We start from the raw sequence: 25,922 nt of genomic DNA, 5'->3' as shown, positions 1-25,922 counted from the left end.
GATGCTGCTGCAATCAATGCCAAGGATGCATTTGATGTATTGGTGATTGGTGGTGGTCCTGCAGGTGGTACAGCGGCGATCTATGCAGCACGTAAGGGTATCAAAACAGGTATCGTTGCTGAGCGCTTTGGTGGTCAGGTGATGGATACCATGGATATTGAAAACTTTACCACGGTTCAAAAAACGGTTGGTCCGAAGTTTGCGCAAGATATGGAAGCCCATGTACTTGAATATGGCGTAGACATCATGAACTTGCAACGCGTCAGCAAAATCACTGGTGCAGATCAAACAGCCAATGGTTTGGTTGAAGTTGAACTTGAGAATGGTGCTAAGCTTGAATCAAAAACCATCATTCTATCAACAGGTGCACGTTGGAGAGAGATGAATGTGCCAGGTGAAGCAGAATACCGTACTCGTGGTGTTGCCTACTGCCCACACTGTGATGGCCCATTATTCAAAGGCAAACGTGTTGCTGTGATTGGTGGCGGTAACTCTGGTGTTGAAGCTGCGATTGACCTAGCTGGGATTGTTGAGCATGTGACTTTGGTGGAGTTTGATACCAAGCTTCGTGCAGACCAAGTCTTGCAAGATAAGTTAAATAGCTTACCAAACACCACAGTGATCATGAATGCTTTAAGCACAGAAGTGGTTGGTGATGGTTCGCAAGTCACAGCATTGAAATATAAAGACCGTGCCACAGATGTTGAACATACTGTAGAACTTGCAGGAATCTTTGTACAAATTGGTTTATTACCAAATACAGATTTCTTAAAGAACAGTGCTGTTGAACTCAGCAATCGTGGTGAGATCGTGATTAATGATCGTAACGAAACCAATGTTAAAGGTGTGTTTGCGGCAGGTGACTGTACGACTGTGCCTTACAAACAAATTATCATCGCGACAGGTGAAGGTGCGAAGGCTTCTCTCTCTGCTTTTGATTACATGATTCGTTCAGGCGTATAAATCAACTGATATAAAAAAGCCCCAACTTGTTGGGGCTTTTTTATACTTAATTTTTTGGTTTATACAAACCATGATCAACCAAGTGTTGGCGTAAAATACGACGTAATTCTAAAACTGCAGCTGGTGTTTCTTGAATTGAATGTCCACCTGGAAGTATTTTCTCTGAAACAGCACCATCTAAATGAGCGCTTCTATAAGTCACAATTCCATCTGTGATTACATTTGGATCATCACTTTTGGTAATGTTGCCCATGATGGAGTGGAACACCAAGCTTTTTTCTGGTGGAATATCAGCGGTAAGCTCCATAAATTTAGATTTTTTACTGAGATCACTTGGTCCATTTTGAATGACATCATTAGTGAGTGTTTTTACGAAATCTTTTAGATCAACATCATCACTGGTTAATGTATCTGCTAACGTAGTTAAGAAAGTTGCAGGAAGTTTAATAATTTTACGTGCTGCTAAGGTAAACCATCGATCGGCATAGTCTGTACCACGATGCGGTGCAGCGAGGAAAATCGCACGATCAAAGTTTGTAATTGGTTCCATTTTCAAGCGTTCACCAATCACAGGATGTTTTCTTAAACGTGTTTGCTGACGATTGCTCATCATTGCGAGTGCTTGTTTTGATATGTCTGCATCACTGACCAGCAATCGGCTGATGATTCCGCCCATACTATGTCCAATAAGCACAGAATCTTTAGCTGCCGGATCTTTTGGATTTAGTGATGCAAAAGCTTGTTTGAGCAATGCATAAATTTGAAAGCGACTCTCTAAAATTGGCATATTGGTAGAATAAAAAATCTGCCAAACTTGGTAGTGCTCACGTAAAACTGGATCACCCATGATGTCATTGGTCACAGCAATCCATGCTTCAGGGCTACTGGCCAAACCATGTACCAATACAATCACTTTTTTATTCGGATTATACGGTTCGAGCATATATAAATGAGGCATAGTTAAACGTTGATCACGATCAATCAAGGTTAAATAGGCCGCAGCGCCTAAGTTATTTTCTGCAAGCCAAAGCCCATAGGGTGCTGAGAAATTTGCAGCGAGAGAGTATGTTTTTCCAGCAATATCAACTTTATCTACACTGTAGGGATCATAAACTTTAATTTCGAAATTGGGACTATTTAAAACATCGTCAACTGTTGCAGTTCTCTTTTTCGGTTGCGCAATAATGGTCGCTGCTAAATAGCGAGCTTTGTGAATGTTTGGATTGATTCCTTTCGGATAATGATAGGTGAGAGGATCAAGAATGTATTTATTTTCTAATTTTGATGGGTCACTCGCTGGAAATACTGCAACGAAATCTGAACCAAAACCATCTCGACGATTGATCGCACGTAAACCAGAAAAGTTCATATTATAACTAGAGATAAACTTCTCTAATTTCATATTTTGCAGCCGTTGATAAGCTTGTATATCAATGGTGTAGGTACTTTTACCAATTTTTATGGTTGGTGCAATATCTTGAGAGGGTGTTCTCAAATTATAGACATTTACCAGCTGTGTAAGTGCTTGGTTATAGAAATCTCTAATCTGAACTTGTCGGTTATCAAAAATTCGTTCTTGCGGTTGGCGTGAGGTTTTAAAAAGATAAGCATAGCTATAACGCAGACTTTTATCTAATGCTTCTAGCTCCTGATCGATACATTTCTCATAGCTCTGTTGAATGATCTTTTGCTCATCATCAGATTTATGTTTACTTAATTTACTTACTTTGCATTCTGATGATTCAGAAAGAAGCTTAGATTTAGCAAGATACAACTCACTCGCTGTAGAGAGCAATTGCTCATCAATAATTTCTGGAATCTTATGTAGATCAGCAATACATTGATCTGGATTCTGCATACAGACTTTTGATTCTTTACCAGACATCGAAAGAACATTCAGGCTGGCTTCACTCAGTTTTTTCTGAGTTAAGATACTATTACGTTCGTTGGCGATTGTGACATTTAATGCCTGTTGTTTGAGACTAACAACTTGGCAACCACTCATTACGATTGTGCTCAGTATTGTGAGGGCGAAGAGACGATAATTTGGCTTGAATGCAGGCATTAGAATTCTATAAATATGCACAAAGATTATGGTTATGATACGAAATTTAATCGCTTTTTCAATGTACATAAAAAAATAGACCGTGAAAAAACGGTCTATTTTTACAAAAAAGGATGCAAATTAGTTCAGAACTTGCCAAACGTTCCAGCGTTTACCAGATTCAACTTCTTTGATTAAACGGTCGGTTACTTCTGCTTCATCAGGGTAATTGATCTTGTAGTTCTTTAACGTTTGAATTGCATTTTTCTTTTGCTCTAACCATAAATAGTTATTTGCAGCAGAAAGGTAAGCTTCTTGAACACCACCTTTAATTGCTTTGTCTAAGTAAGGAATGGCTTCACGTTGACCACCGCCTTCAGATAGACCGAAACCAAACCAGAAATTCGTTTCAGGATCATTTGGTTTGATCGCTAAAATACGTTGTGCATAATTCAAAGACTTCGATGTGTATGACGTACCTAAGTCTAAATTACGCGCCATAACGCTCGCTTTAAATGCACGTGTGAGAACATCCAGAGAAGCATTTGGCTTTTCCGCTAAAGCATCAAGTTTTTGAGTGATTTCTTTCAATTTTACTTCGTAGCCTTTGCGCTCTTGGCGATCAGGGAAGCGAGGTGGATAATGACGAGCTTTACCTTCAACAAGTTGTAAGAAATCATCGATTTCAGTGACATCAACTTCATTCTCACCCGCGAGAACAGCATATTTCATGTTGCGTTCTTTGCTATCAATCGTTGGTACTATGAGTTTATTGATATCTAAAGTTGCAGATTTTGATGGATCGTTTTGTAGAGAAACTACCATTTTTGTTACAGGTTGTGCAGAGGCATCTTTGAGTGCAACTTCAAAACTTGGAGGCGCATCATAGTTGGTTGGATTTAAAGCATAAAATGGTGCAGTAGGTTCTGGTTCTTTAAAAACGAACGGTTCGTTTGCCTTGTCCTTTTTAGTGGGAGCGATACCACAGGCCGTCAAAACAGAAGTTGAAAGTACAAGTAGTGCCAAAGGCTTAAAATTCATGCTTTACATCCATTAATTTTAGTTAAATGAGAGGTAGATCGTTGGTTTTACCAGTCTAGGAAAAGCAAAACCAACTTGCAATGAGAAGCATGTTACATTTTTTATAAATTGTATTATGTTGCTGAAGTTTTACTCTGTGCCTCACATTCACGACGTAGTTCATCAATGATTTTGAGTTCTTCTTTACTAAATGGTTGAGTTTTTGAGCTTTGCCCTTTAAAGGTTGGGTCAAGCAAAGAAAGACGTTGGCAGAGTGTTGTCATACGCTTCTCATTTTGTTGCATACGATCGAGTAAAACACGAATACCTTCCAAAATTGGATCAGATTGGTCTTGTGTAGTGGCATAAGGTTCAAAGCCAATAGTCGCTGCATAATCACGGCGACGTGCCTCTTGTTCAGTTTGCTCAGTTGTTGCTTGTTCTTTGAAAATATAACGTGCAGGACTACCAACAGCAGTTACACCTTCAGGGACTTCTTTGGTAACGACAGCATTAGAACCAACTTTTGCACCTTTATGTACTGTAAATGGTCCTAATATTTTCGCACCTGCGCCTACAACGACACCATCTTCAAGTGTTGGATGTCGTTTGCCTTTATTCCATGTTGTACCACCCAGCGTCACACCATGATAAAGCGTTACGTCATCACCAATTTCAGCAGTTTCACCAATGACGACACCCATGCCGTGGTCAATGAAGAAACGTTTTCCAATTTTTGCACCGGGATGGATTTCGATACCTGTTGCAAATCGGCTAAAAGAGGAAAGTAAACGTGCCGTACCTTTATATTCTTTTTTCCAGAGCTCATGTGCCATACGATGCATAATCAGCGCATGAATTCCTGGATAGGTTGTTAAAACTTCAAGTGTATTACGAGCAGCAGGATCACGCGCAAATACAGCTTCGATATCTTCTTTAAGCTGTTTAATCATGAGAATGATCCTCCTTGTTAGATTTTTTCCATGAGCCGTTGGCTAATGCTTGTACACGACTGAAAATACCACGTAGTAAATGATATTCCATACGATCTAATTGTATTCTGCCAAATAAACGACGCAAACGTAAAGGGAGTAAGCGTGGGTTATTTGGATCTAGAAACTCGATATCAGTCAACATCTTCTCAAGATGTGGATAGAACTCTTCCATCTGTTGTTGAGTGACTAAAGGTTCATCCCATTCCATGCTTTGCTGTTGTTTAAGCTGCATGTGATCATGAGGAACTTCGGTATTAGACTGATTTTGTTCTAACGCTGCCATACGCAATTCGTAGCAAACCACTTGAATTGCTTGTGCAACGTTTAATACACCATATTCAGGATTCACTGGAATGGTTAAATGATAGTTTGCCAATGCAAGTTCTTCATTGGTCAATCCTCGGTCTTCGCGACCAAACACAATCGCAATGTTTTGATGTTTACTCGCTGCTTGTAATGCTTCAGTCGCAGCAGGACGCACATCCAATAAAGGCCAAGGAATGGTACGACTGCGGGCACTTGTACCAAAAACAATGTGGCAATCTTGGATGGCTTGTTCTAAAGTCTCAACGATCTCAATTTTTTCAATCAGATCTTGTGCACCAGCAGCAAGTGCATCAATGTCTGGATGCGGATAAGTTTTCGGTGCAACAAGTACAAGTTTTGATAACCCCATTGTTTTCATTGCACGTAAAGCACTACCAATATTTGCAGGGAGTGTCGTATTGACCATCACAATACGCACATGCTCCAAATGTTTGGACACATTATTTTGGTCAAACTGATTCATATATTATCCAAAATTAAGAGTATTGAGAGACTTCGGCTTGATAAAGATCTAAAGCTTCATCCATTGACATATTTGCAGGCGGTGGGGCAACAACACTGACTTTGGGTGTTTCAACCGCTTTAGCCGCTTTTGATTTGACTTGGTATTCGATGTGAATCGCTTCTTTACCAAAATAATCACGTAATTTACCCAGTAATTCATCAAGTGGTGCAACTTTCCATTGAGGGCCTAGATGTAATTCAGCCGTTGCAAAACTTTGCTCTACTTGTATATGTATGCCGATATGTTGGCACATATCGACGTTGCAATAAGGTAGCAGCATATTCTGTAAATCTTTGGCTAATGTCTTGGTCATTAAATCATTTGGCAAACGAATTTGAATGCTTTGTGCACGCTTTTGGCGAATTTCATTTAAGTTAAAGGCTTTGCTTAATCGAGCCATCGGGCGATCAAAGCCTTCACGCTCGTATATTTCACCTTCAATGACCACAACCTGCTCTAAGCGAACAATATCTTTGTAACGTTGAAAGCGTTCGTGATTACAACTGACTTCAATACGCGCTGTACCATCATCAAGCGTGATCATGATGCGATTTGGGAAGTTTGCGACATCTAGTACTAAACCAGCAAATACTGTGGTTACACCACGACGTGTCGGTGTAACTTCATTGAGTTTTGCAGGGATAAATGATTTCAATTCAGGACGATAAACATCAATTGGATGACCTGTTAAATACAAACCGAGTGTATCTTTTTCGCCTTTTAAGCGAACTTCATCAGACCATGGTTTTACAGGTTTAGCAGGTTTACGTTGAACCTCTTCAACTTCACCAAACAGGTCCATGATACCTGTTTCACGGTTGCTCCGCGCTTGTTCGGCTGCTTGAACAGCTTCAGGAAGTTGCGCCATTAAACTTGAGCGTTCGATACCAAGGCAATCCAATGCACCTGCTCGAATAAGTGCTTCAAGGGTACGTTTATTGATTTTTTTGAGGTCAATACGATGGCAGAAATCAAATAGATCTTTATAAGGTCCGTCATTAATCCGTGAATCAATCACAGATTGCATAGCTTGCTCACCAACGCCTTTGATCGCGCCTAAACCATAAACAATCGTTTGTTCATCACTTGCATGGAAATGATAGAGCGACATATTTACAGAGGGTGGAAGCACTTCTAATTTGTTATTACGGCAGTCATCAATCAAGAACACGACACTATCGGTGTTTTGCATTTCCGATGACATCACCGCAGCCATAAATTCAGCTGGATAATGTGCTTTTAACCAAGCCGTATGGTAGGCAACCAGGGCATACGCTGCGGCATGGGATTTGTTAAAGCCATAACCTGCAAACTTTTCCATGTAGTCGAAAATATGGTTGGCAGTGGCTTCGTCAATCTCTTTTTCAGCAGCACCTTTAATAAAGATTTGGCGTTGTTTCACCATTTCTTCAGGTTTTTTCTTACCCATTGCACGGCGAAGTAAATCTGCACCGCCAAGCGTATAACCCGCGCAGAACTGAGCAGCTTGCATGACCTGTTCTTGGTAAACCATGATCCCGTAAGTAGGTTCAAGGACACCTTCTAGTAAAGGGTGTAGGTATTCAAACTCTCCACCATGCATACGATGGATGAAGTCGGGGATTAGATCCATTGGACCCGGACGGTATAAGGATACGAATGCAATAATTTCTTCGAATTTGCTTGGCCTTGCTTCTTTTAGCATTTTTTTCATACCGACGGATTCAAACTGGAAAACCGCAGTCGTATTTGCCTCAGCAAATACGAGATAAGCATCTTTATCATCTAATGGTACATTAGCGATATTTAGTGGGACATCTGATTGAATTCTTTTATTAATATTTTGAACAGCATCTTCAATTACTGTTAAATTTCGCAGTCCTAAGAAGTCGAATTTAACTAAACCTGCTGCTTCAACATCATCTTTATCATATTGAGCTACTCGGTTTGTGCCATCAGGATCACAGATAACTGCCGAGTAATCTGTAATTTTTCCAGGTGCGATGACAACACCACCCGCATGCTTACCTGTGTTACGTGTAATGCCCTCTAATTTGAGCGCCATTTCCCAAATTTCAGCAGCATCATCATGATCAGGGTTTGCAGGGTTGGTGACGATATCTTTCAGTTGTGGTTCAAGCTCTATGGCCTGTTTTAAGTCTACACCTAATGGTTTTGTTGGAACCATTTTTGAGATACGGTCAGCTAAACCATAAGATTTACCTAAGACACGTGCTACGTCACGAATTGCACCTTTTGCAGCCATTGTTCCAAAGGTTGCAATCTGTGAAACTGCTTCACGTCCGTAATTTTGTGCAACATATTCAATAACACGGTCACGACCTGCGATACAGAAATCGACATCAAAGTCAGGCATTGAGACACGTTCGGGATTTAGAAAGCGCTCAAATAACAGGTCGTATCGTAAAGGATCAAGGTCAGTAATTTTTAAACTATATGCAACTAATGAACCTGCACCCGAACCACGCCCTGGTCCCACAGGTACACCATTGTTTTTTGCCCATTGGATAAAGTCCATGACGATAAGGAAGTAACCTGGGAATCCCATCTTGAGGATGATATCGACTTCATATTTGATTCGTTCATCATATGGCTTTCGAATATCAGGCCAATCTTCATCGCGTTCATCAATTGGATAAAGATGATTTAAACGTTCTTCTAAACCTTCTCGTGATAAATGTTCGAAATAGGTATCAATGGTATAACCATCAGGAATAGGGAAATCAGGCAAGAAATAGGTACCAAGCTGCAAGGCAACGTTGCAACGTTTAGCAATTTGGTAAGTATTTTCAATCGCACTAGGAATGTCAGAGAATAACTCAGACATTTGTTCTGCTGTTTTAAAGTATTGTTCAGGACTATAAGGTTTAGGACGCTTATCATCACCTAATACGTATCCATCTGCGATACAAACACGCGCTTCATGAGCATAAAAATCGTCTTGCTCGATAAAGTGGATATCGTTATGAGCCACTACACCGATTTGGTACTTAGCAGCAAGTTTTACCGCCTCAACAATAAAATCTTCTTCCCCAACACGATCTGTGCGCGTCAAACTAAGATAGACACGATTTCCAAATTTACTAATCCAGTCTTCAAGAAGAGGTTCTGCTTTCTGAGGGTTAGAAGAGCAGAGCATTTTGCCTACATCACTATGTTGCCCCAATAGAACGATTAAATCTTCTGCTTGTTCAAGCACCCATTCTTTTTGAACACAAGGAACACTAAGTTGCTGACCTTCGATAAATCCTCTAGACACTATTTCCGTTAAATTTCGCCAACCTGTATTGCTCATCGCAAGTAAAGTTGCACGATGTTCAGCATCATTCAATCGAATAACACTGCCCATGATAGGCTTAATCCCTTTACCTAAGCATGCACCATAGAATTTAACAGCGGCATGTAGGTTAGAAAGATCAGTAATTGCTAAAGCTGGCATTTCTTCAGCAACAGCAGCTTTGACCAAATCAGGTATGCGAACTATCGATTCTGTAATCGAAAACTCTGTGTGAATACCAAGATGAACAAACTGCATAAATCTATCCTAAACGCGATTGAAGAATATTCTAACACGCTCTGTTTAGGACAGTTGTCTAATATTTTTGCAATAGAATGCTGTTCGGAATGATCTAACCAAGAATAAATAAAAAACGATGCTAATCAGATCAACTGATTAACATCGATTTGGATTTCAGCTTAGCAATTAGTATTGCCAAAAGATTCGCTGAATTTCTTTTGCATCATTAGTTTTAGTCAGCGCTAAAGCAGTCAAAATACGAGCTTTTTGTGGGTTTAGATCATGTCCAGCCACCCAACCGTATTGATCATCAGGTTGTTCTGCATTTCGTAATACAAAACCTTGACCTACGCGAGATGAACGGACAATTTGAATGCCTTGTTCATCATGTAGTTGCTTCAATGTCGGAACAAGATATTTTGCTACCGAACCATTTCCTGTTCCTGCATGAATAATCGCTTTCGTTCCAGCTTTTGCATAAGCAAGATAAGCTTCTGGTGTCATTGAACCTGAACCATATGCGATTTGAACCAACGGAAGTTGATCACCTTTGATGTTTTCAATATTAAATTCAGAGTTGTTAGTATGACGTTTGATACTATTTCTGAACCAATAAGGTTTCCCCTCAACGATTGTACCTAATGCGCCCCATTGGCTTATAAATGCATTGGTATGAATGTTAATCCCTTTGGTTGCATCACGCGCAGCAAAAATTGAATCATTCATCACGATGAAAACACCTTTATTTTTGGCTTCTTCAGATGCAGCGATTGCAACGGCACTATAAAGATTGAGTGGACCATCTGCTGAAAGAGCAGTTGATGGACGCATAGAACCAACAAGAACGATAGGTTTTTCAGTGTGAATAACTAGATTTAGAAAGAATCCAGTTTCTTCTAGCGTATCGGAACCGTGAGTAATTACAACGCCATTTACAGATGGTTTTTTAACTAAATCATTGACTTGGCGAGCAAGGGAGAGTAACTCTTTGTCAGTGATATTTTCAGAAGCGATTTGAAGGGCTTGAATACCACTTACATTTGCCAGATCTTTGATTTGAGGAACAGCATTAATTAAACCATCGACTGGAACTTTGGCTGCGGTATATGTCGCACTGTTCGTTGAACTTGCACCCGCACCAGCAATTGTTCCACCTGTTGCTACAACTACGACATTGTTTTTCGCATGTAACGCAACTGATGAAGCAATCAGTGTTAAAGCTAATCCAAATGATTTAACCGTTTTAGTAATCATTAATCACAATCCTGTATTTTAATTTTCCATAGATGTGCTATGTCTATACACGACATGACACTGGAATATTATTCAAATTTTTATAGATCAAAATCATTGGCATTATATTTTTTTCGAGTACATCTAATTTATGTCGAAGCAATGAGAAGTTGGGTTTTAAATTTATAATATTTAATTGCTATTTTAAGGTGGGAAAATCATGAATTTCATATATTATTTATGACCAAATGGTAAATTTTTTATTTTTCATATGAGGTCTTTATGCTTTAGTCGTATTGTAAGAACCATAATTTTCAATACTTGTGCTATGGCAAAAAGCAAACATTGATATTTTTTAAGGCATCTATCCGTTTTTTATTATTTTATTTTTCATGTGATATTTGGGTGAAAATCTTGTTCTGAATAATTCATCTCAAATTGCTATGGTTGAAGTGAGCTTTTAAAAGATGGATTTATTTCATCTAATTGGTAAATTTAAATTTAAGTTTACTTGAGTGTTTTTGACGTTAAAATAGAGACCAATAAAAAATTTATCCATGAGAATTTTATAATGAAATTAAAGAATATCGTCCTTTCAATATTATTAACGAGCAGTTTATTGGGTTTTGCTCATGCTGAAGAAGTTGCATTTAGTCAGGAGTTAGTACAACAAGCAAAATCAGGGGATGCTGTTGCTCAAAATAATTTAGGGGATGCTTATTACTATGGCTATGACGTTGAGAAAGACTTTGATAAAGCTTTAGAATGGTTTAAAAAAGCTGCTGCAAAGGGCAATGCAGATGCACTTTTCTCAGTTGGCTATATGTACGATTATGGCGAAGGTGTTGAGGAAGATAATCCAACTGCTCTGAAATGGTATACACAAGCGGCTCAGAAAGGTCAGCTCTATGCGCAATACTATCTCGGTTTCCTTTACCTGTATGGCGATGATGGTGTTACTGTAAATACTAGAAAAGGTTTGGAGTGGATGACAAAGTCAGCGGATGCTGGCCTAGATATTGCTCAAGCAGAACTTGGTCATTTATATAATGATGGTATTGAAGGTGTTCCACAAGATTTGAAGAAAGCCCTTGGGTATTACCGTTTGGCGGTAAAACAAGGCGAACCTGCTGCTATCAATAACTTGGGTATTTACTATTTAGAAGGTAAAGGTGGAATTAAACAAGATTATAAAGAAGCACTTAGATTATTTACTTTAGCATCAGAAGCTGAGAATGGTTTAGGCTCATCTAATATTGCTTATATTTATGAAGAGGGTAAAGGCGTAGCAAAAAACTATAAGAAAGCAGCTGCATATTACGAGCTTGCAGTTGAGCAAGGTGAAAATGATTGCTTATTAGATCTGGCTAGATTGTTTGGAAAAGGCGGCTTTGGTTTAACCAAGAACACAGAGATTTCTCAACAATATGAAGATCAGTGGGATGAGTTGCAATAATCAAAGTGATTTAGAGTTATAAAAAAGAGGAAGCATTTAAGCTTCCTCTTTTTGTTTTAACGCATCTTTGATAAGAAACGACTTAGACGGTTAATTGCTTCACGTAATTCGTTTTCCACTGGTAAGAATACTACGCGGAAATGATCAGGTGTAGGCCAGTTAAAACCAGTACCTTGAACCAATAAGACTTTTTCGGCAGTTAATAAATCGAGCATTAACTTCTCATCATCTTCTACGGGATAAATCTCAGGATCAAGTCGAGGGAAGCAGTACATTGCGCCTTCAGGTTTTACACAGCTTACACCTGGAATTTCATTTAACATTTCCCAAGCAATACTACGTTGTTCATAGAGGCGACCGCCTGGACGAATCAAATCATTAATAGACTGATAGCCACCTAGAGCTGTTTGAATTGCATATTGTGCTTGATGGTTGGCACAAAGGCGCATTGAAGCCAACATATCTAAACCTTCAATATAGTCAGCAGCACGTTTCTTGTCACCAGTTATCGCCATCCAACCCGCACGATAACCTGCAATACGGTAAGCCTTAGACAAACCATTGAATGAGATACAAAGCTGATCACCAGCCAATGCTGCTAAAGCAACATGCTCGATACCGTCATAAATGATTTTGTCGTAAATTTCATCTGCAAATAAAATCAAATCATGTTTTTTAGCTAAAGCAACGATTTGTTCTAATACATGCCGTGGGTAAACAGCACCAGTTGGGTTATTTGGATTGATAACAACGATACCACGGGTATTTGGTGTGATTTTACTTTCCATATCCGCAATATCAGGATACCAGTAGTTTTCTTCATCACATTTATAATGAATTGCTGTACCACCAGAAAGATTGACAGCTGCTGTCCATAATGGATAGTCAGGCATTGGAACGAGCATTTCATCGCCGTCGTCCAATAAACCTTGCATTGCCATCACGATGAGTTCAGATACACCATTGCCAACGTATACATCATTGACATGCATATCGAAAATGCCTTTTTGCTGATAATACTGGCAAATCGCTTTACGCGCAGGGAAGATACCTTTTGAATCTGTATAACCAATTGCATTCGGCAGGTTTAAAGCAACATCATTAATAATTTCCTGTGGTGCTTCAAAACCAAATGGAGCAGGGTTGCCGATATTGAGCTTGATGATTTTATGCCCTTGCTCTTCCATTTCATTGGCGGCGCGCAATACTGGTCCACGAATGTCGTAACAAACATGCTCAAGTTTAGATGATTTTTTGATTTCTCTAGTGGTTTGAGCTGAGTGGGATGTAGCAGTATTCTTAGACATAGAAGGGCTCACCTTTGCATATCGGTATAAGTAACTCTTAAAGGTTTCGACTGTAACCAAATTCAGGTTGTGTTGATCTCTCAGTAATTCAACAATCTTTTCATGGGTAAAGCCTGATTGTTGATATTGCCTGATGGTTGGTAAAAGATTTTTAAAAACCACACTTTTTTTCTGTGACATTTTTTGTCCTATACAACCGAGCTGAACAAGAATAACACTATCTTTGCTTACTTGAAAGATGAAGTAAATAAATTTTGCTTACTTTTGTTTTTTGAATTTGCTTACTATTTGCTACCAAATATTAAGCATTCAAAATATAAGAAATTGTACGATCTGAGACTAGAGTTTTTGTTTTGAATGGCGTAAATATAAAACCTGAACTTTAACAACAGAATAAAAGGTGCAGGTTATGGGTAAAGTAAATAAGACGGATCGCGAGTGGCAAAGAGAATTATCCGCAGAAGAATATCGTATTACTCGTCAAAAAGGCACAGAACCAGCATTTACAGGACAATATTGGAACAGTAAACAACAAGGTATATATGTATGTCGTTGTTGTGGTGCTGAGTTATTTACGTCAGAAACGAAATACGACAGTGGATGTGGTTGGCCAAGCTTTTTTAGACCAATCGATGGCACAGCAATTGATGAACATGAAGATTTATCGCATGGTATGGTCAGAACAGAAATAGTCTGCCATGATTGCGAGGCACATTTGGGTCATGTGTTTGAGGATGGCCCACAGCCGACAGGACTGCGTTATTGCGTGAATTCGGCATCATTACAACTTAAAACACAAGAAAAGAATGACGAGGAAACTTATCCATGAGTAACATTTATCAGTTTGAAGCTGAATTGTTAGAGGGAGAAACAAAGGCACTTGCTGATTATAAAGGCAAGGTCATGCTGATTGTAAATACTGCAAGTAAATGTGGGTTTACACCACAATTTGCAGGGCTTGAGAAACTCTATGAAAAATATAAATCTCAAGGTTTAGAGGTATTAGGTTTTCCTTGCAATCAATTCGGGGGACAAGACCCGGGAACAAATAAAGAGATCGGTTCATTTTGCCAGCGTAATTATGGGGTGAATTTCCCAATGTTCGCAAAAGTGGATGTAAAAGGGCCTGAGGCGCATGTTATTTTTCGTTATTTAACACGAGAGGCAAAGGGAATTTTAGGTAGCCGTAATATTAAGTGGAATTTCACTAAGTTTTTAGTTGGACGCAATGGTGAGGTTCTAGGGCGTTATGCACCAACAACTAAACCAGAAGCATTAGAAGCTGATATTGAAAAGGCTTTATCAAAGTAAGTGTTGCTATCTCAGAATTAATTGAGGTTTCTGTTTGGACTCAACGGTTGAATTTTGGACTCATCCAGCCATGCCTTATGTTGAAACACGTAGGGCATGTCAAAGTCGCATATGTTATCAATCACACAGCCATCCCACATTTTCAATTGGTGCTGTTGATGAGGGGCAAAGTTGTTTTTCAAGTGCTTTTGCCAAAAATGAAATAATCAAAGCCAAAAGCATCGTCATTATTCCTGCACATGTTGAACACGCATGTAATCCATTCTCCAATCAAGCATGGAGCTACCAAATGATGCATCTTGATGCAGCATGGTTAATGAGGCTGTTAAACGAGTTAGAGATGGAAATTGGCAAAGCATGTACTCAGCAGATGACAACTTTTCCAAAACTAAAACCAAAGATTATTCATAATGTTACAGTTTATGAAGCTTTTACTAAATTAAATCAAATCTTGTTTGATAAGAAAATTTCACTATTCGAAAAAGAACAATCTCTCATTCAGGTTTTAACCGATATTCTTATACCGAATTTTGAGTGGGAAAGCATAAGTTCTTCTGGTTATTTTCAGCAATATTTACCAGATTTAATTCTCCATCTTCAGTCAGATGTTGAGAATTTATCTTTAACGCATTTAGCTGAAAAAATGAAAATCAGCCGCTATGCGTTGATTCGCTTATTTAAACATTATTTTGGTTTCACACCGCATGCCTATCAACTGAATCACAAGATCAATCAAGCGCGTGAACGATTGAAAGTTGGTACTGATATTGCTCAAGTTGCATATGAGCTTGAGTTTGTTGATCAGAGTCATTTTCATCGTGTTTTTAAAAAGCTGACTGGTGTAACTCCTAAGCAATATTCTAAAAAAGCGTAATCCTCGCAATTTTATACAAGAACATAATTCAGCACTTTTTTACTCTAGCTCCTGATTTTTTAGGAGTAGATCTATGGAGCTTTTTCTGACCATTGCAGTAACGCATTTCATTGCATTACTGATGCCTGGGGCAGACTTCTTTTTAATTTTAAAAACTCTTTTGCAAAGCCAGAAAGTTGCAGCACGAGCGACTTGTTTTGGTATTGCGTTAGGTAATGCCATTATTTTAGTGGTTATTTATTGCAGTTTATTTGTCATTGGTGCAGTAAAAACTGAATTATTGATAGGGATGAAATGGTTAGGGGCATTTTATTTTATATATCTTGCTGTTCAATGCTTTCGATCGGCTCGCCTTAGTCAGATTATTCGAGGTCAATCGGAAAATACGTCTTATGTTCATCCGAATGAAAATCTATTCAAGTCTTTTCTACTAGGACTACTTTCGAGTTTATTGAACCCTAAAAATCTGATGTTTTATAGCGTTTTGGTGATCTTGATTTATCCTCAATATAATTTTGTTCAAAACTTTTTGATTTGTTCATGGATGGTCCTTTTGGTACTGATTTGGAATCTAAGTATTGTGCAATTCATGAGTTCGAATATTTATTTATCATGGTTAAATCAGCATATCCATCATTTGTACTATCTCGCTGGTACGAGCTTTCTCTTTTTCATGTTGGTGCTGGTATTTTCCTAAATAAAAAAGACGGTGATTAAACCGTCTTTTTGAAGTAAATGATTACGATGACTCAATCGGTTGCTGCTTGGTTTTTCTAAAACTATGCAATTTTCGATTGATATCATCAATGAATGTATATACCACAGGAATTACCAGTAAAGATAAGAATGTACTGGTAATTAATCCACCTATAACTGAGATTGCCATTGGCGCACGAAAACTTGGGTCTGTACCAATCCCAAGTGCAATCGGTAACATGCCAGCGCCCATTGCTAGCGTTGTCATGATGATCGGACGTGCACGCTTATGGCAGGCATCTAATAGGGCATTTATCCTCGAATATTCTTTTTCCTTTCTTGCAATAATCGCGTAGTCCACGAGCAGAATCGAGTTCTTACTTGCGATACCCATCAGCATAATCAGGCCAATTAAACTTGGCATAGAGAAACTGCTTTTTGCTAAAAGGAGTAGGACAAATGCACCGCCGAGTGATAAAGGCAATGCAACCAAAATCGTAATTGGCTGTAAAAAGTCTTTAAATAGAAGAACTAAAACGACATAGATACAGAGTACGCCAGTTAACATTGCCAAGCCAAAGCTTGAGAATAATTCTTGCATGACTTCTGCATCACCGATGTTGGTGCGTTTTACTGTTGGTGGTAGATTTTTCATCGTTGGCAATTGATCAACTTTGGCAGCAACATCACCTAAAGGTTGATTGTTGAGTTCAATGTTGAAGTTAATGTTACGCAAACGATTGAAGCGATCAATTTGAGAAGGCCCACTTTCGATATTCACCTCCGCAATCGTACCGAGCATAATTGGACCACGACTACCTTTAACCATGAGCCGCTTCATGAGTTCCTGATCCTGACGCGCTTGTAACGGTAGTTTGATTACGATGGGAACTTGCCGTTGCGAGAGGTTGAGTTTCGCTAAGTTTTGGTCAAAATCTCCCGCCGTCGCGATACGTAAAGTTTCAGCAATGTCATAAGTCGTAACACCTAAATCAGCAGCTTTCGCAAAATCAGGTCGAATCACCAACTCAGGTCGAATCAATGCAGCGCTTGAAGTAATGCTACCAATATTAGGAATCGTGCGTAATTCACGTTCTAGCTTACGTGCGGTTGACATTAACGTTTCAGGATCATCACCTGAAAGTGAAAGTTGGTATTGGCTATTATTTCCAGCTAAACCAACTTGAATACGTGCTCCGGGAACAGGGGCAAGTCGTTGACGTATTTCATTTTCAATGTCTTGTAAACTTGCACTTCGATCTGAGCGTTCTGTGGTTTGGATCGTTAGCGTTGCTTTACGAGGTTCTGTTGATGCACCACCCGCAAACGGATCAGTTCCCGCCGCACCACCACCAATCGTAGTGTAAATGCTTTTTATTTCAGGATGATCTTTAATTAAATCACGCGCATATTCCGCCGTTTTTAATGTATCGGCAAATTGTGAACCTGGTGTTAGCTCAAGACGGACTTGTGTTTGACCTGTATCTGGCGGTGGCACAAAGCCTGTTGGGAGTAATGGAATCAGCATCACTGAGCCAATAAAAAAGGCAATCGCGCCGAACAGGGTAACCCAACGATGATTTAGACACCACGTCACTAAACTCATATAGCCACGCATAACCCGTCCATCTTTAGAACGATCATGGGCTAATCGAGTTGTTCCTTGGTCATTTAAAGCAACTTGATTTTCTTCAGTTGTGTCTATTTTGCCCACCCAAGGCTTGAGAATATATGCAGACATCATTGGAGTCAGTAGACGAGCAACGAGTAATGATGCAAAGATCGCAAGCGCAGCAGTCCAACCAAATTGAACAAAGAATTTACCTGCTATACCGCTCATAAATGCAGTTGGTAAGAACACTGCAATCAAGGTGAATGTCGTTGCAATGACAGCGAGACCAATTTCATCAGCAGCTTCCATTGCCGCTTCATAAGGTGTTTTACCCATCCTCAAATGTCGAATGATATTTTCAATTTCAACAATTGCATCATCAACCAAGATGCCGACAACCAAGGACATTGCAAGTAGGGTTACGGTATTTAGTGTAAATCCAAAGTAATACATACCAATCATGGCAGGTAGGATTGAAAGTGGTAGAGCGGTTGCAGCAATAATTGTTGCTCGCCAATCACGTAAGAATAACCAAACCACTAAAATCGCTAAAATTGCACCTTCATATAACAGTGACATTGAGCCTTTGTAGTTATCAGCTACAGGTTTTACGAAGTTAAATGCTTCCGTAATTTTTATATCAGGGTGTGCAGCTTTGAGTTTATCCAGTGCTTCGATTACGCCTTTTTCAACATCGACTTCACTTGCACCTTTACTACGGGTGATTTCAAAACCAATAACGGGTTTGCCATTTAAAAGTGCTGCGGAGCGTCTTTCGGCAATGCCATCATGAATTGTTGCAACTTGATCTAAGCGAATATGACGTCCATCACTTAGTGCAATATCCATTGCACCAACTTCATCAGCAGTTTTTACCGTTGCAATGGTACGAATGGACTGTTCGCTACCCCCAATCTTGGTTTGACCACCAGAAGCATCTTGCTGTGTTAGTCTGAGTTGGCGCGTAATATCTGTTGCCGTTGCATTCAGTGCTAACAGTTTTTCTGGATCAAGTTCTACTTCAACTTGGCGAGTAACACCGCCAACACGAGAAACAGCTCCAACACCTTTAACTTGGAGCATCGCACGCGAGATATCATAGTCTACAAACCATGACAGGGCTTCTTCATCCATCTTCGGAGATTGGATCGTGTATGTGAGAATAGGAGAGCCTGATAGATTAATTTTACTAACAATTGGATCTCTTAAATCAGCAGGAAGATCAGAGCGAACTTGTGAAACAGCGTTGCGCACATCATCTACGGCTTCTTGTAATGGTTTCTCTAATTGAAATTCGGCTGTGACAGTTACTACACCATCTTGAATTTTAGTGTATTGATTTCTTAATCCTTGTAAGGTTGCTATTGAGTTTTCTATTTTTCGGGCAACTTCTGTCTCAAGTTGTGGTGGTGCTGCACCGGGAAGTGCTGCCGTGACAGTCACCATCGGTAATTCAATGTCAGGAAACTGTTGGATTTTCATCCAGTGAAAACAGAGTAGACCTGCCAATCCCAACATAATGAAAAGCAGAATGCCGGGAATTGGATTTCGGATTGACCAAGCGGAGAAGTTCATTTTAATTCTCCTATTCGGTTACAAGCTGTTTGGTCAATGGTGTTTCAGGAATATCTTTAGCGACCGTCACCAAATCACCATCGGTTAAGAAGCCTGTGCCTGATGAAACGAGTTTGACATTATCATTTGCCAAATCTAAGATTTCAACCCGATCACCAACGCGACGTCCAACAGAAACTTTCTGTTGGCTGACACGGTTTTGCTGATCTACGATAAATACATAAGAAAAGCCATCGCGTAACAGCAACGCAGTCTGCGGAATCGTGAGCGCCGATTTTTGGCCTAAATCAAATTCGCCTTTTACAAACATGCCCATCCGAACAGCTTGTGTTGTTGGTAGGTCAACATAAACCAAGCCATAACGAGTCTGCGGATCAATCACGGGGGCAATCATGCGCACCTTACCTGAAACTGCTGGTTGAGCTGGATCAGGAGAAAAGACACGAGCATTCATACCTTCTTTTAACTTGTATAAATCTTCAGAAGTGACTTCAGCACGCCACTCCAAGCGCTGATCTCTGATCAGGCGGAATAGCTCTTGACCTGTTTGAGCAAGTGATCCAACAGTAGCGGTACGTGCGGAGATAACACCATTGTCTGGTGCGACAATCTGAGTCTGAGCTAAACGAAGCTGATTACTTTCTATTTGTGCTTTTGCAGCATCAAGACGAGCTTGAGCAGTCGCTTGCGAGGTTTGATATTGAGTGGATTCTTGTGCAGAAATCGCACCTGTATTTTTAAGTTGCTGGATGCGTTTATTATTGGTAATTGCATCGGCTAAAACTGCCTGTGCTTCTGCATAGCTTGCTTTTGCAGCCGCTAAATCGGCTCGAATCGTATCGCTATTGATTTCGGCCAGAACTTGCCCACGACGAACTTTATCGCCTACATTGACATTAACTTTTGTTAGTCGTTGTCCCGAAAGCTCACTACTAATAACAACTTCTTGCCAAGCTGCGATATTTCCATTGGCTGTAAAGGTTTGCTTCCAGTTCTGAACTTCTGGTTGAATTACCGTTACTGTTAATGCGGCTTTAGGCGATAAATTGCTATCGTTTTGGTCTTTGGTTTCAGCTTTATTTTTATCAGCTTTAACTTGCCAAATCACGACACCGAAAATTAAAAGTACGATGATGATTGCTAATATAAACCAAACTTTTTTCTTAGTTTTCTGAGGAGTTTGAGAAGCCATCTTTCCATAGTTAACTTAATATTGATGGCTAAGTATAGACGAAGATTTCAACAGATGGTCAATCACGGATGGATGGATGCAAAAAATTAATCAATGCGTACCATCCATTTTGCTTAGAGCGGTAGCAGGCGATTGGTCACTACATTTTTCATCACAATCGTTGAGGTTAGGCGCTGCACATTTGGCAATGCAGATAAGCTATCATCATAAAGTTTTTGGAAGCTGGTTAAGTCTTTAGCTACGACATGTAATAAATAGTCTGGATTGCCAAATAAGCGTTGAGCTTGAATCACATTAGCAATATCACTGACTTTCTCTTCAAAATTTGATAAGGCTTTCTTATCACCATCTTTTAACGTCACGAAAATAATCGCGGAAAAATTAAAGCCAATTTGCGAAGCATCTAGATCAGCATGATAGCCTTTAATAATTCCCAGTTCTTCTAATGCCTTCACTCGACGGTGACAAGGGGATAGGCTTAAGCCAACCCTTTCAGCGAGTTCTGTAACAGATAATCGCCCATTGGCTTGAAGTTCAGCAAGAATTTTCTTATCAGTGCGATCCATATAGAAGAATTTACCCTATAGCTTTTAAAATGTAGAAACATTTGAAAGAACATTTCCACCATTAAAGCATATTCTCTCAAACCAGTCTTCACCATTTGGTGAAAAAGAAATTTTGATTTCAAAGGTAATTTGCTTTGCTGCTCTAGGTGATATTATGGAAATGAATGTTGTTCTTGCTTTTTGGTGTGTCTCCATTTTATTCGTTTTAACACCTGGGGCGGATTGGGCTTATGCGATTTTGGCAGGTATAAAGGGTAAATTTATCGTCACTGCTGTTACAGGTTTGGTGCTGGGGCATTTTATTGCCATTCTCTGTGTTGCTGCTGGAGTGGGGGCTTTGCTCAGCCATTATCCTGTCTTGTTAACAGGGCTGACCATTGCAGGTGCATGCTATTTGTTGTGGATGGGGATAAATTTACTGATTAAACCTGCTGTTATTTCAAATCATTCAGATCAAAATGTTGCATTAGATTCTGCTAAATTATGGTTGATTAAAGGTGTTGGAATTAGTGGCTTAAATCCAAAAGTTTTATTACTTTTCTTTGCTTTACTACCACCATTTATTCATCCGCAAATGGCATTGTCTCCAACCGCACAAATCATGTCACTTGGTGTCATTCATTTAATTAGTTGTGCGATTGTCTACGTTTTAGTTGGGTTTGCTGCAAAGAAACTATTAAGTACCCGACCTTATGCGGTCAAAATTGTTAGTCGAATATCAGGAGGGCTTATGGTGGTGATTGGATTGATTTTAATTGTAGGTCAGAGTTAGTCCGTGATAAAAGAATCCACGTTGTTACGTGGATTCTTAATAGTAGGCTATAAAATATTTTTCAAGCGTTTAACGACTTCTTCACATTGCGCTAGATCTGCGACCAATGCCATACGGACATGACCTTCACCCGGATTACCTTGTTCTGTATCACGAGATAAATAACGCCCAGGTAAAACTTTAATATTGGCTTTTTCTAGCAGTAATTTTGCAAAAGTTTCGTCATTATCCACTTTCAACCAATAGTAGAAGCCCGCATCAGGCTTTTGCAATGGAAGTAAATGTCCAAGTTCAGATTGGAATAACTCAAACTTTGCACGGTATTGCTTACGATTTTCTTCAACATGTGCTTCATCATCCCAAGCAGCAATAGATGCTAATTGATGCTGAACGGGCATTGCTGCGCCGTGATAAGTACGATATTGCAAATATGGTTTTAACAAAGCTGCATCACCGGCAACAAAACCAGAACGCATACCCGGCAAATTTGAGCGTTTAGAAAGTGAGTGGAATACGATACAGTTTGTATAATCGTCTCGTCCCATTTCTGCACACACTTCTAACAGACCAATAGGTGCTTGATCAAACCAAAGCTCTGAATAACATTCATCAGATGCAATTACAAAGTTGTATTGATCTGAAAGTGCAATCAGCTTTTTAAATTGTTCTTTTGATAACACTGCACCCGTTGGATTGCCCGGTGTACATACAAATAATAATGCTGTTTTTTCCCAAACTTCAGCAGGAACAGCATCAAAATCACCTAGATATCCATTTTCTTCCGTACAGTTAATGAAGTAAGGTTTTGCGCCAGAGAGTAATGCTGCACCTTCATAAATCTGATAGAAAGGATTTGGCATAACGATATAAGGTGCATCTTCGCGCTTGATCAATGCTTGAACAAAAGAAAAAATACCTTCGCGTGTACCAGATACAGGCAAGATATGATCTTCTGCACTAATTTGATTCAATTTGAAGCGCTGAGTGAGCCATTTTGCAATACTTTGACGCAGTTCAGGTAAACCTTTGCTATTTGGATAAGTCGATAAATGTGCAAAATTTGCAATAATCGCTTGTTTAACGAACTCAGGCGCAGGATGTTTTGGCTCACCAATTGATAGTGGAATCAAAGGCAGATTTGCAGGTTGCACATCTTTGAAAAGTTGGTTTAACTTTTCAAATGGATAAGGATGCAATAGAGACAAGCTGGAGTTCATTTAAACAATTACCCAAGATAAGTGTGGAGAATCCTTCTTTTGCAAAGAAGGATTCAGTAGGATTCTAAGACGGATTACAAATTTGATTAGATGCTTCATCTAAAGCAGCTTTCAAGGTTTCCGCAAAAAGTTTAACTTCTTCGTCATTCAGCAGTACACCATTTTTCTTGGTGACAAAGAAAATATCTTCCGCACGCTCGCCCAACGTTGCAATTTTGGCTGAGTGAATATCGAGACCTTGCAACATAAATAACGCACCAATACGCGCTAATAAACCCGGTTGATCGAGTGTAGAAATTTCTACCATGTGTTGCTGTAAGGCTGGGTTAAGTACGATATCAACTGTATTTTGAATATCAAAATGACGTAAATGACGAGGGATTCGACGTTGCATAATCCCTGGATACTGATCTGAATGACTCAATGCATCGACCAGTGCAGATTTAACTTTATGTTCACGTTCAGGGTCTGTCAATAATGTGCCGAAACGGTCGAGTACCAAGTAGGTATCTAAACTGAAATCTGTACTTGCCGTGATAATTTTTGCGTCTTGAACATCGAGATTCATGCGATCCAATACAGCAACGGTAGTTGCAAAGAGATTTGCTTGATCGCGCGTGTAGATAAAGATTTGCACTGCATCTTGTGCTGCATTTCGATGTGCACGTAATAAGACCAATGGCTCTGGATTATCACCGTGTTGTAAAATAGCTTGCGTGTGCCATGCAATTTCATTGGCAGATTCTTTTACGAAATATTCATCACCAAGTTCTTGCCAAACTTTTTCGACTTCGGCTAATGAAAAATCATTTACAAGCAATTCACTGGCAGCGAATTTAGTATCTTCAATGAGCATTTGATAATCAACAGGACGGCCTAAACCAGAACGAATGACATCACGCGCATAGGTGTAGAGTTGACGCATCAATGAAGCACGCCATGTATTCCAAAGCTTAGGATTTGTGGCATTAATATCTGCAACAGTCAAAGTGTACAAGTAGTCTAAGTGCTCCATGTCACCGACTTTTTCAGCGAACTCTTTGACTTCATCAGGGTCAGAAATATCTTTTTTCTGTGCAGTAAGTGACATCAGTAGGTGATTATTGATTAACCATGCAACGAGTTTACATTCACGCTCAGTAAAGCCATGCGTGCGGCAGAATTCAATTGCGTCAATCGCACCGAGTTCACTGTGATCACCACCACGACCTTTGGCAATATCATGGAAAATTGCTGCTAAATAAACAATGTCATGTCGAGCAATACGTTGGAACACTGAACTGACGACAGGGAAATCTTTAGCAAATTCAGGTTCTTTAAAACGACTGAGGTTACGCAGTAAAAGTAGGGTATGGGCATCGACGGTATAGATATGGAAAAGATCGTATTGCATCAATCCCATAATTTGCCCGAAAGCGGGAATATAATTGCCCAATACGCCATATCGTTTCATCGCGACCATGGTGTCGTACAAACGATGTGGTGAGCGAATAATCGACATAAACAAGGCTTGGTGTTCAGGATTGTCACGGAAACGTTGATCGATACGTTTTGCAGCTAAAACTAACAAGCGTAAGGTACGGGCACGAATACCTGTAATTTCTGGGCGATTTGCAAGTAGATAAAAGATTTCTAAAATTGCACTTGGTTCTTCAGAGAAAACCTTATGGTGTTGAACAGCAAGTTTGCCATCTACAATTTTGAAACGATCATTAATGTCTTCAATTTCACGTTCATAATCGGTCAAACGTGGTGTAATCACTGATTCATTGAAGTAGGCGAGTAGCATTTCATTTAAAGTCGAAATTTGCTGAGCAGTCCGATAATAACGTTTCATGAACTGTTCAACAGCAAAATTGACGGGCTGACCTTCTTCACGCACGTAGCCAAATTTTGCAGCAATATCACGTTGATATTCAAACAATAATCGATTTTCATCACGCTTGGCTAAACGATGCAAATGGGTGCGAATTTCCCATAAAAAGCTTTCAGCTTCTTCGAGAACTCCCAGTTCAAACTCAGTAATAAAACCGAGATGTACAAGGTCATAGATACGATTGACACGGAAATGGCGCTTAGCAATCCAACCGATTTGATTAATATCTCTGATACCGCCGGGTGCATTTTTAATATCAGGTTCTAAATTGCTTTCAGTATTGTTGTGCTGCGCATATCTTTTTGCTTGCTCTTGCATTTTGGCATCATAGAAAGTTTTATCCGTCCATGTTTGCGCAACGATACGACGTGGCCATTTAGCAAGTTGTTCATTGCCTGTTATCAGACGAGCTTCAATCAGTGTGGTTGCAACAGTTAGATCATTTGCAGCTTGATCTACGCAGTTTTGAATGGTACGAACACTGGTACCCGGTTTAAAATTTCCAACATCCCAAAGTGATGAAATAAAAGCAGAAATGAGTTTGCCTTGCTCCTCACTAATTTCATCTTCAGATAAAATCATAATGTCGGTATCTGAATAAGGCAGCATTTCACGGCGGCCATAACCGCCGACAGCAAATAAACCTAATTCAGTTTGATCTAAACCTGCGTGATTCCATAAAAAAATCAGAGCCTCATCAATAGAGTTTGATCGAGCTTTGATGACTTCACGGATAGGTTGTCCATTTTCATAACTCTCTTGTAATTGTTTCTCTACTTCTGTTCGCCATTGATTAATGGCTTGAATATCATGATGACTGGTGACGTAGTTCAACAATGGAGATGTATTGATCATGAAAATGTT

Annotated in this window: 18 protein-coding genes and 1 pseudogene; 7 read left to right on the top strand and 12 right to left on the bottom strand. The window is 39.5% G+C overall.

The features are described from left to right. Positions 1-963 (top strand): alkyl hydroperoxide reductase subunit F (gene ahpF / locus ACF8D3_RS06690; RefSeq protein WP_392470804.1); only part of this gene is annotated, 963 nt, incomplete at its 5' end. Between the two features lie 46 nt (positions 964-1,009). On the opposite strand, the gene ACF8D3_RS06685 is transcribed toward ahpF, so the two are convergent. The 6 genes from ACF8D3_RS06685 to ACF8D3_RS06660 form a co-directional block, all read right to left on the bottom strand. Beyond that, the gene (locus tag ACF8D3_RS06685; RefSeq protein ID WP_392470802.1) at positions 1,010-3,028 is read right to left on the bottom strand and encodes an esterase/lipase family protein; all 2,019 of its coding nucleotides are present in this window, start codon (positions 3,026-3,028) and stop codon (positions 1,010-1,012) included. 120 nt (positions 3,029-3,148) lie between these two features. Further along, positions 3,149-4,048 (bottom strand): ABUW_2363 family tetratricopeptide repeat lipoprotein, encoded by a 900-nt coding sequence (locus tag ACF8D3_RS06680; protein ID WP_392470801.1) that lies wholly within the window; start codon positions 4,046-4,048, stop codon positions 3,149-3,151. Between the two features lie 113 nt (positions 4,049-4,161). Beyond that, on the bottom strand, positions 4,162-4,980 hold the full coding sequence (cysE, locus tag ACF8D3_RS06675) for a serine O-acetyltransferase (protein ID WP_004878820.1): 819 nt from the start codon (positions 4,978-4,980) through the stop codon (positions 4,162-4,164). Beyond that, entirely contained in the window at positions 4,973-5,812 is an 840-nt protein-coding gene (locus ACF8D3_RS06670; protein WP_392470800.1) for an RNA methyltransferase, read from the bottom strand. Before ACF8D3_RS06670 ends, cysE begins: the two co-directional genes overlap by 8 nt. Before the next feature lie 13 nt (positions 5,813-5,825). Further along, complete coding sequence (dnaE, locus tag ACF8D3_RS06665; protein WP_392470798.1) at positions 5,826-9,389, bottom strand: DNA polymerase III subunit alpha; 3,564 nt, start codon at positions 9,387-9,389, stop codon at positions 5,826-5,828. A 168-nt stretch (positions 9,390-9,557) separates the two neighbouring features. Continuing rightward, a complete protein-coding gene (locus ACF8D3_RS06660) occupies positions 9,558-10,625 on the bottom strand; it encodes an asparaginase (RefSeq protein ID WP_392470797.1) in 1,068 nt (355 codons plus the stop codon). A 550-nt stretch (positions 10,626-11,175) separates the two neighbouring features. On the opposite strand from ACF8D3_RS06660, the gene ACF8D3_RS06655 reads away from it, so the two are divergent. Next, positions 11,176-12,060 (top strand): SEL1-like repeat protein, encoded by an 885-nt coding sequence (locus ACF8D3_RS06655; RefSeq protein ID WP_130134824.1) that lies wholly within the window; start codon positions 11,176-11,178, stop codon positions 12,058-12,060. 56 nt (positions 12,061-12,116) lie between these two features. On the opposite strand, the gene ACF8D3_RS06650 is transcribed toward ACF8D3_RS06655, so the two are convergent. Further along, positions 12,117-13,547, bottom strand: coding sequence for a pyridoxal phosphate-dependent aminotransferase (locus ACF8D3_RS06650; RefSeq protein ID WP_392470795.1), 1,431 nt, complete (start codon positions 13,545-13,547; stop codon positions 12,117-12,119). A gap of 229 nt (positions 13,548-13,776) precedes the next feature. Between ACF8D3_RS06650 and msrB the strand changes: the two genes are divergently transcribed. The 4 genes from msrB to ACF8D3_RS06630 all read left to right on the top strand — a co-directional run bounded on the left by msrB (position 13,777) and on the right by ACF8D3_RS06630 (position 16,249). After that, positions 13,777-14,196 carry a peptide-methionine (R)-S-oxide reductase MsrB gene (gene msrB, locus ACF8D3_RS06645; protein ID WP_004878830.1) on the top strand — a complete coding sequence of 140 codons (420 nt, stop codon included), beginning with the start codon at positions 13,777-13,779 and terminating at the stop codon, positions 14,194-14,196. Beyond that, on the top strand, positions 14,193-14,678 hold the full coding sequence (locus tag ACF8D3_RS06640; protein WP_019384204.1) for a glutathione peroxidase: 486 nt from the start codon (positions 14,193-14,195) through the stop codon (positions 14,676-14,678). The genes msrB and ACF8D3_RS06640 overlap by 4 nt, the downstream gene beginning before the upstream one ends. A 34-nt stretch (positions 14,679-14,712) precedes the next feature. Then, complete coding sequence (locus tag ACF8D3_RS06635; protein WP_392470793.1) at positions 14,713-15,552, top strand: AraC family transcriptional regulator; 840 nt, start codon at positions 14,713-14,715, stop codon at positions 15,550-15,552. Positions 15,553-15,625: 73 nt separating this feature from the next. Beyond that, complete coding sequence (locus ACF8D3_RS06630; RefSeq protein ID WP_392470792.1) at positions 15,626-16,249, top strand: LysE family translocator; 624 nt, start codon at positions 15,626-15,628, stop codon at positions 16,247-16,249. A 42-nt stretch (positions 16,250-16,291) separates the two neighbouring features. Here ACF8D3_RS06630 and ACF8D3_RS06625 read toward each other — a convergent pair whose 3' ends face one another. The 3 genes and pseudogenes from ACF8D3_RS06625 to ACF8D3_RS06615 all read right to left on the bottom strand — a co-directional run bounded on the left by ACF8D3_RS06625 (position 16,292) and on the right by ACF8D3_RS06615 (position 21,193). Continuing rightward, entirely contained in the window at positions 16,292-19,435 is a 3,144-nt protein-coding gene (locus ACF8D3_RS06625) for an efflux RND transporter permease subunit (RefSeq protein WP_392470791.1), read from the bottom strand. Between the two features lie 10 nt (positions 19,436-19,445). Then, a pseudogene (locus ACF8D3_RS06620) lies at positions 19,446-20,471 on the bottom strand (efflux RND transporter periplasmic adaptor subunit); the annotation flags it as partial. Positions 20,472-20,740: 269 nt separating this feature from the next. After that, positions 20,741-21,193, bottom strand: coding sequence for an Lrp/AsnC family transcriptional regulator (locus ACF8D3_RS06615; protein WP_061391696.1), 453 nt, complete (start codon positions 21,191-21,193; stop codon positions 20,741-20,743). Positions 21,194-21,347: 154 nt separating this feature from the next. Between ACF8D3_RS06615 and ACF8D3_RS06610 the strand changes: the two genes are divergently transcribed. After that, positions 21,348-21,965, top strand: a complete 618-nt coding sequence (locus tag ACF8D3_RS06610; RefSeq protein ID WP_392470789.1) for a LysE family translocator — start codon at positions 21,348-21,350, stop codon at positions 21,963-21,965. Between the two features lie 47 nt (positions 21,966-22,012). Here ACF8D3_RS06610 and dapC read toward each other — a convergent pair whose 3' ends face one another. Together dapC and glnD are read right to left on the bottom strand one after the other, a co-directional pair. Continuing rightward, complete coding sequence (dapC, locus tag ACF8D3_RS06605; RefSeq protein WP_392470788.1) at positions 22,013-23,182, bottom strand: succinyldiaminopimelate transaminase; 1,170 nt, start codon at positions 23,180-23,182, stop codon at positions 22,013-22,015. 64 nt (positions 23,183-23,246) lie between these two features. After that, positions 23,247-25,913: a [protein-PII] uridylyltransferase gene (gene glnD / locus ACF8D3_RS06600; protein WP_019384211.1), complete on the bottom strand. Its 2,667-nt coding sequence runs from the start codon at positions 25,911-25,913 to the stop codon at positions 23,247-23,249. Between the last annotated feature and the right edge of the window lie 9 nt (positions 25,914-25,922).

This window comes from Acinetobacter sp. YQ_14 (genome assembly GCF_043102985.1).
Taxonomy (GTDB): Bacteria; Pseudomonadota; Gammaproteobacteria; order Pseudomonadales; family Moraxellaceae; genus Acinetobacter; species Acinetobacter venetianus.
The sequence above is the reverse complement of the archived record's forward strand: the minus strand, read 5'-3'. Positions and strand labels throughout refer to the sequence as shown.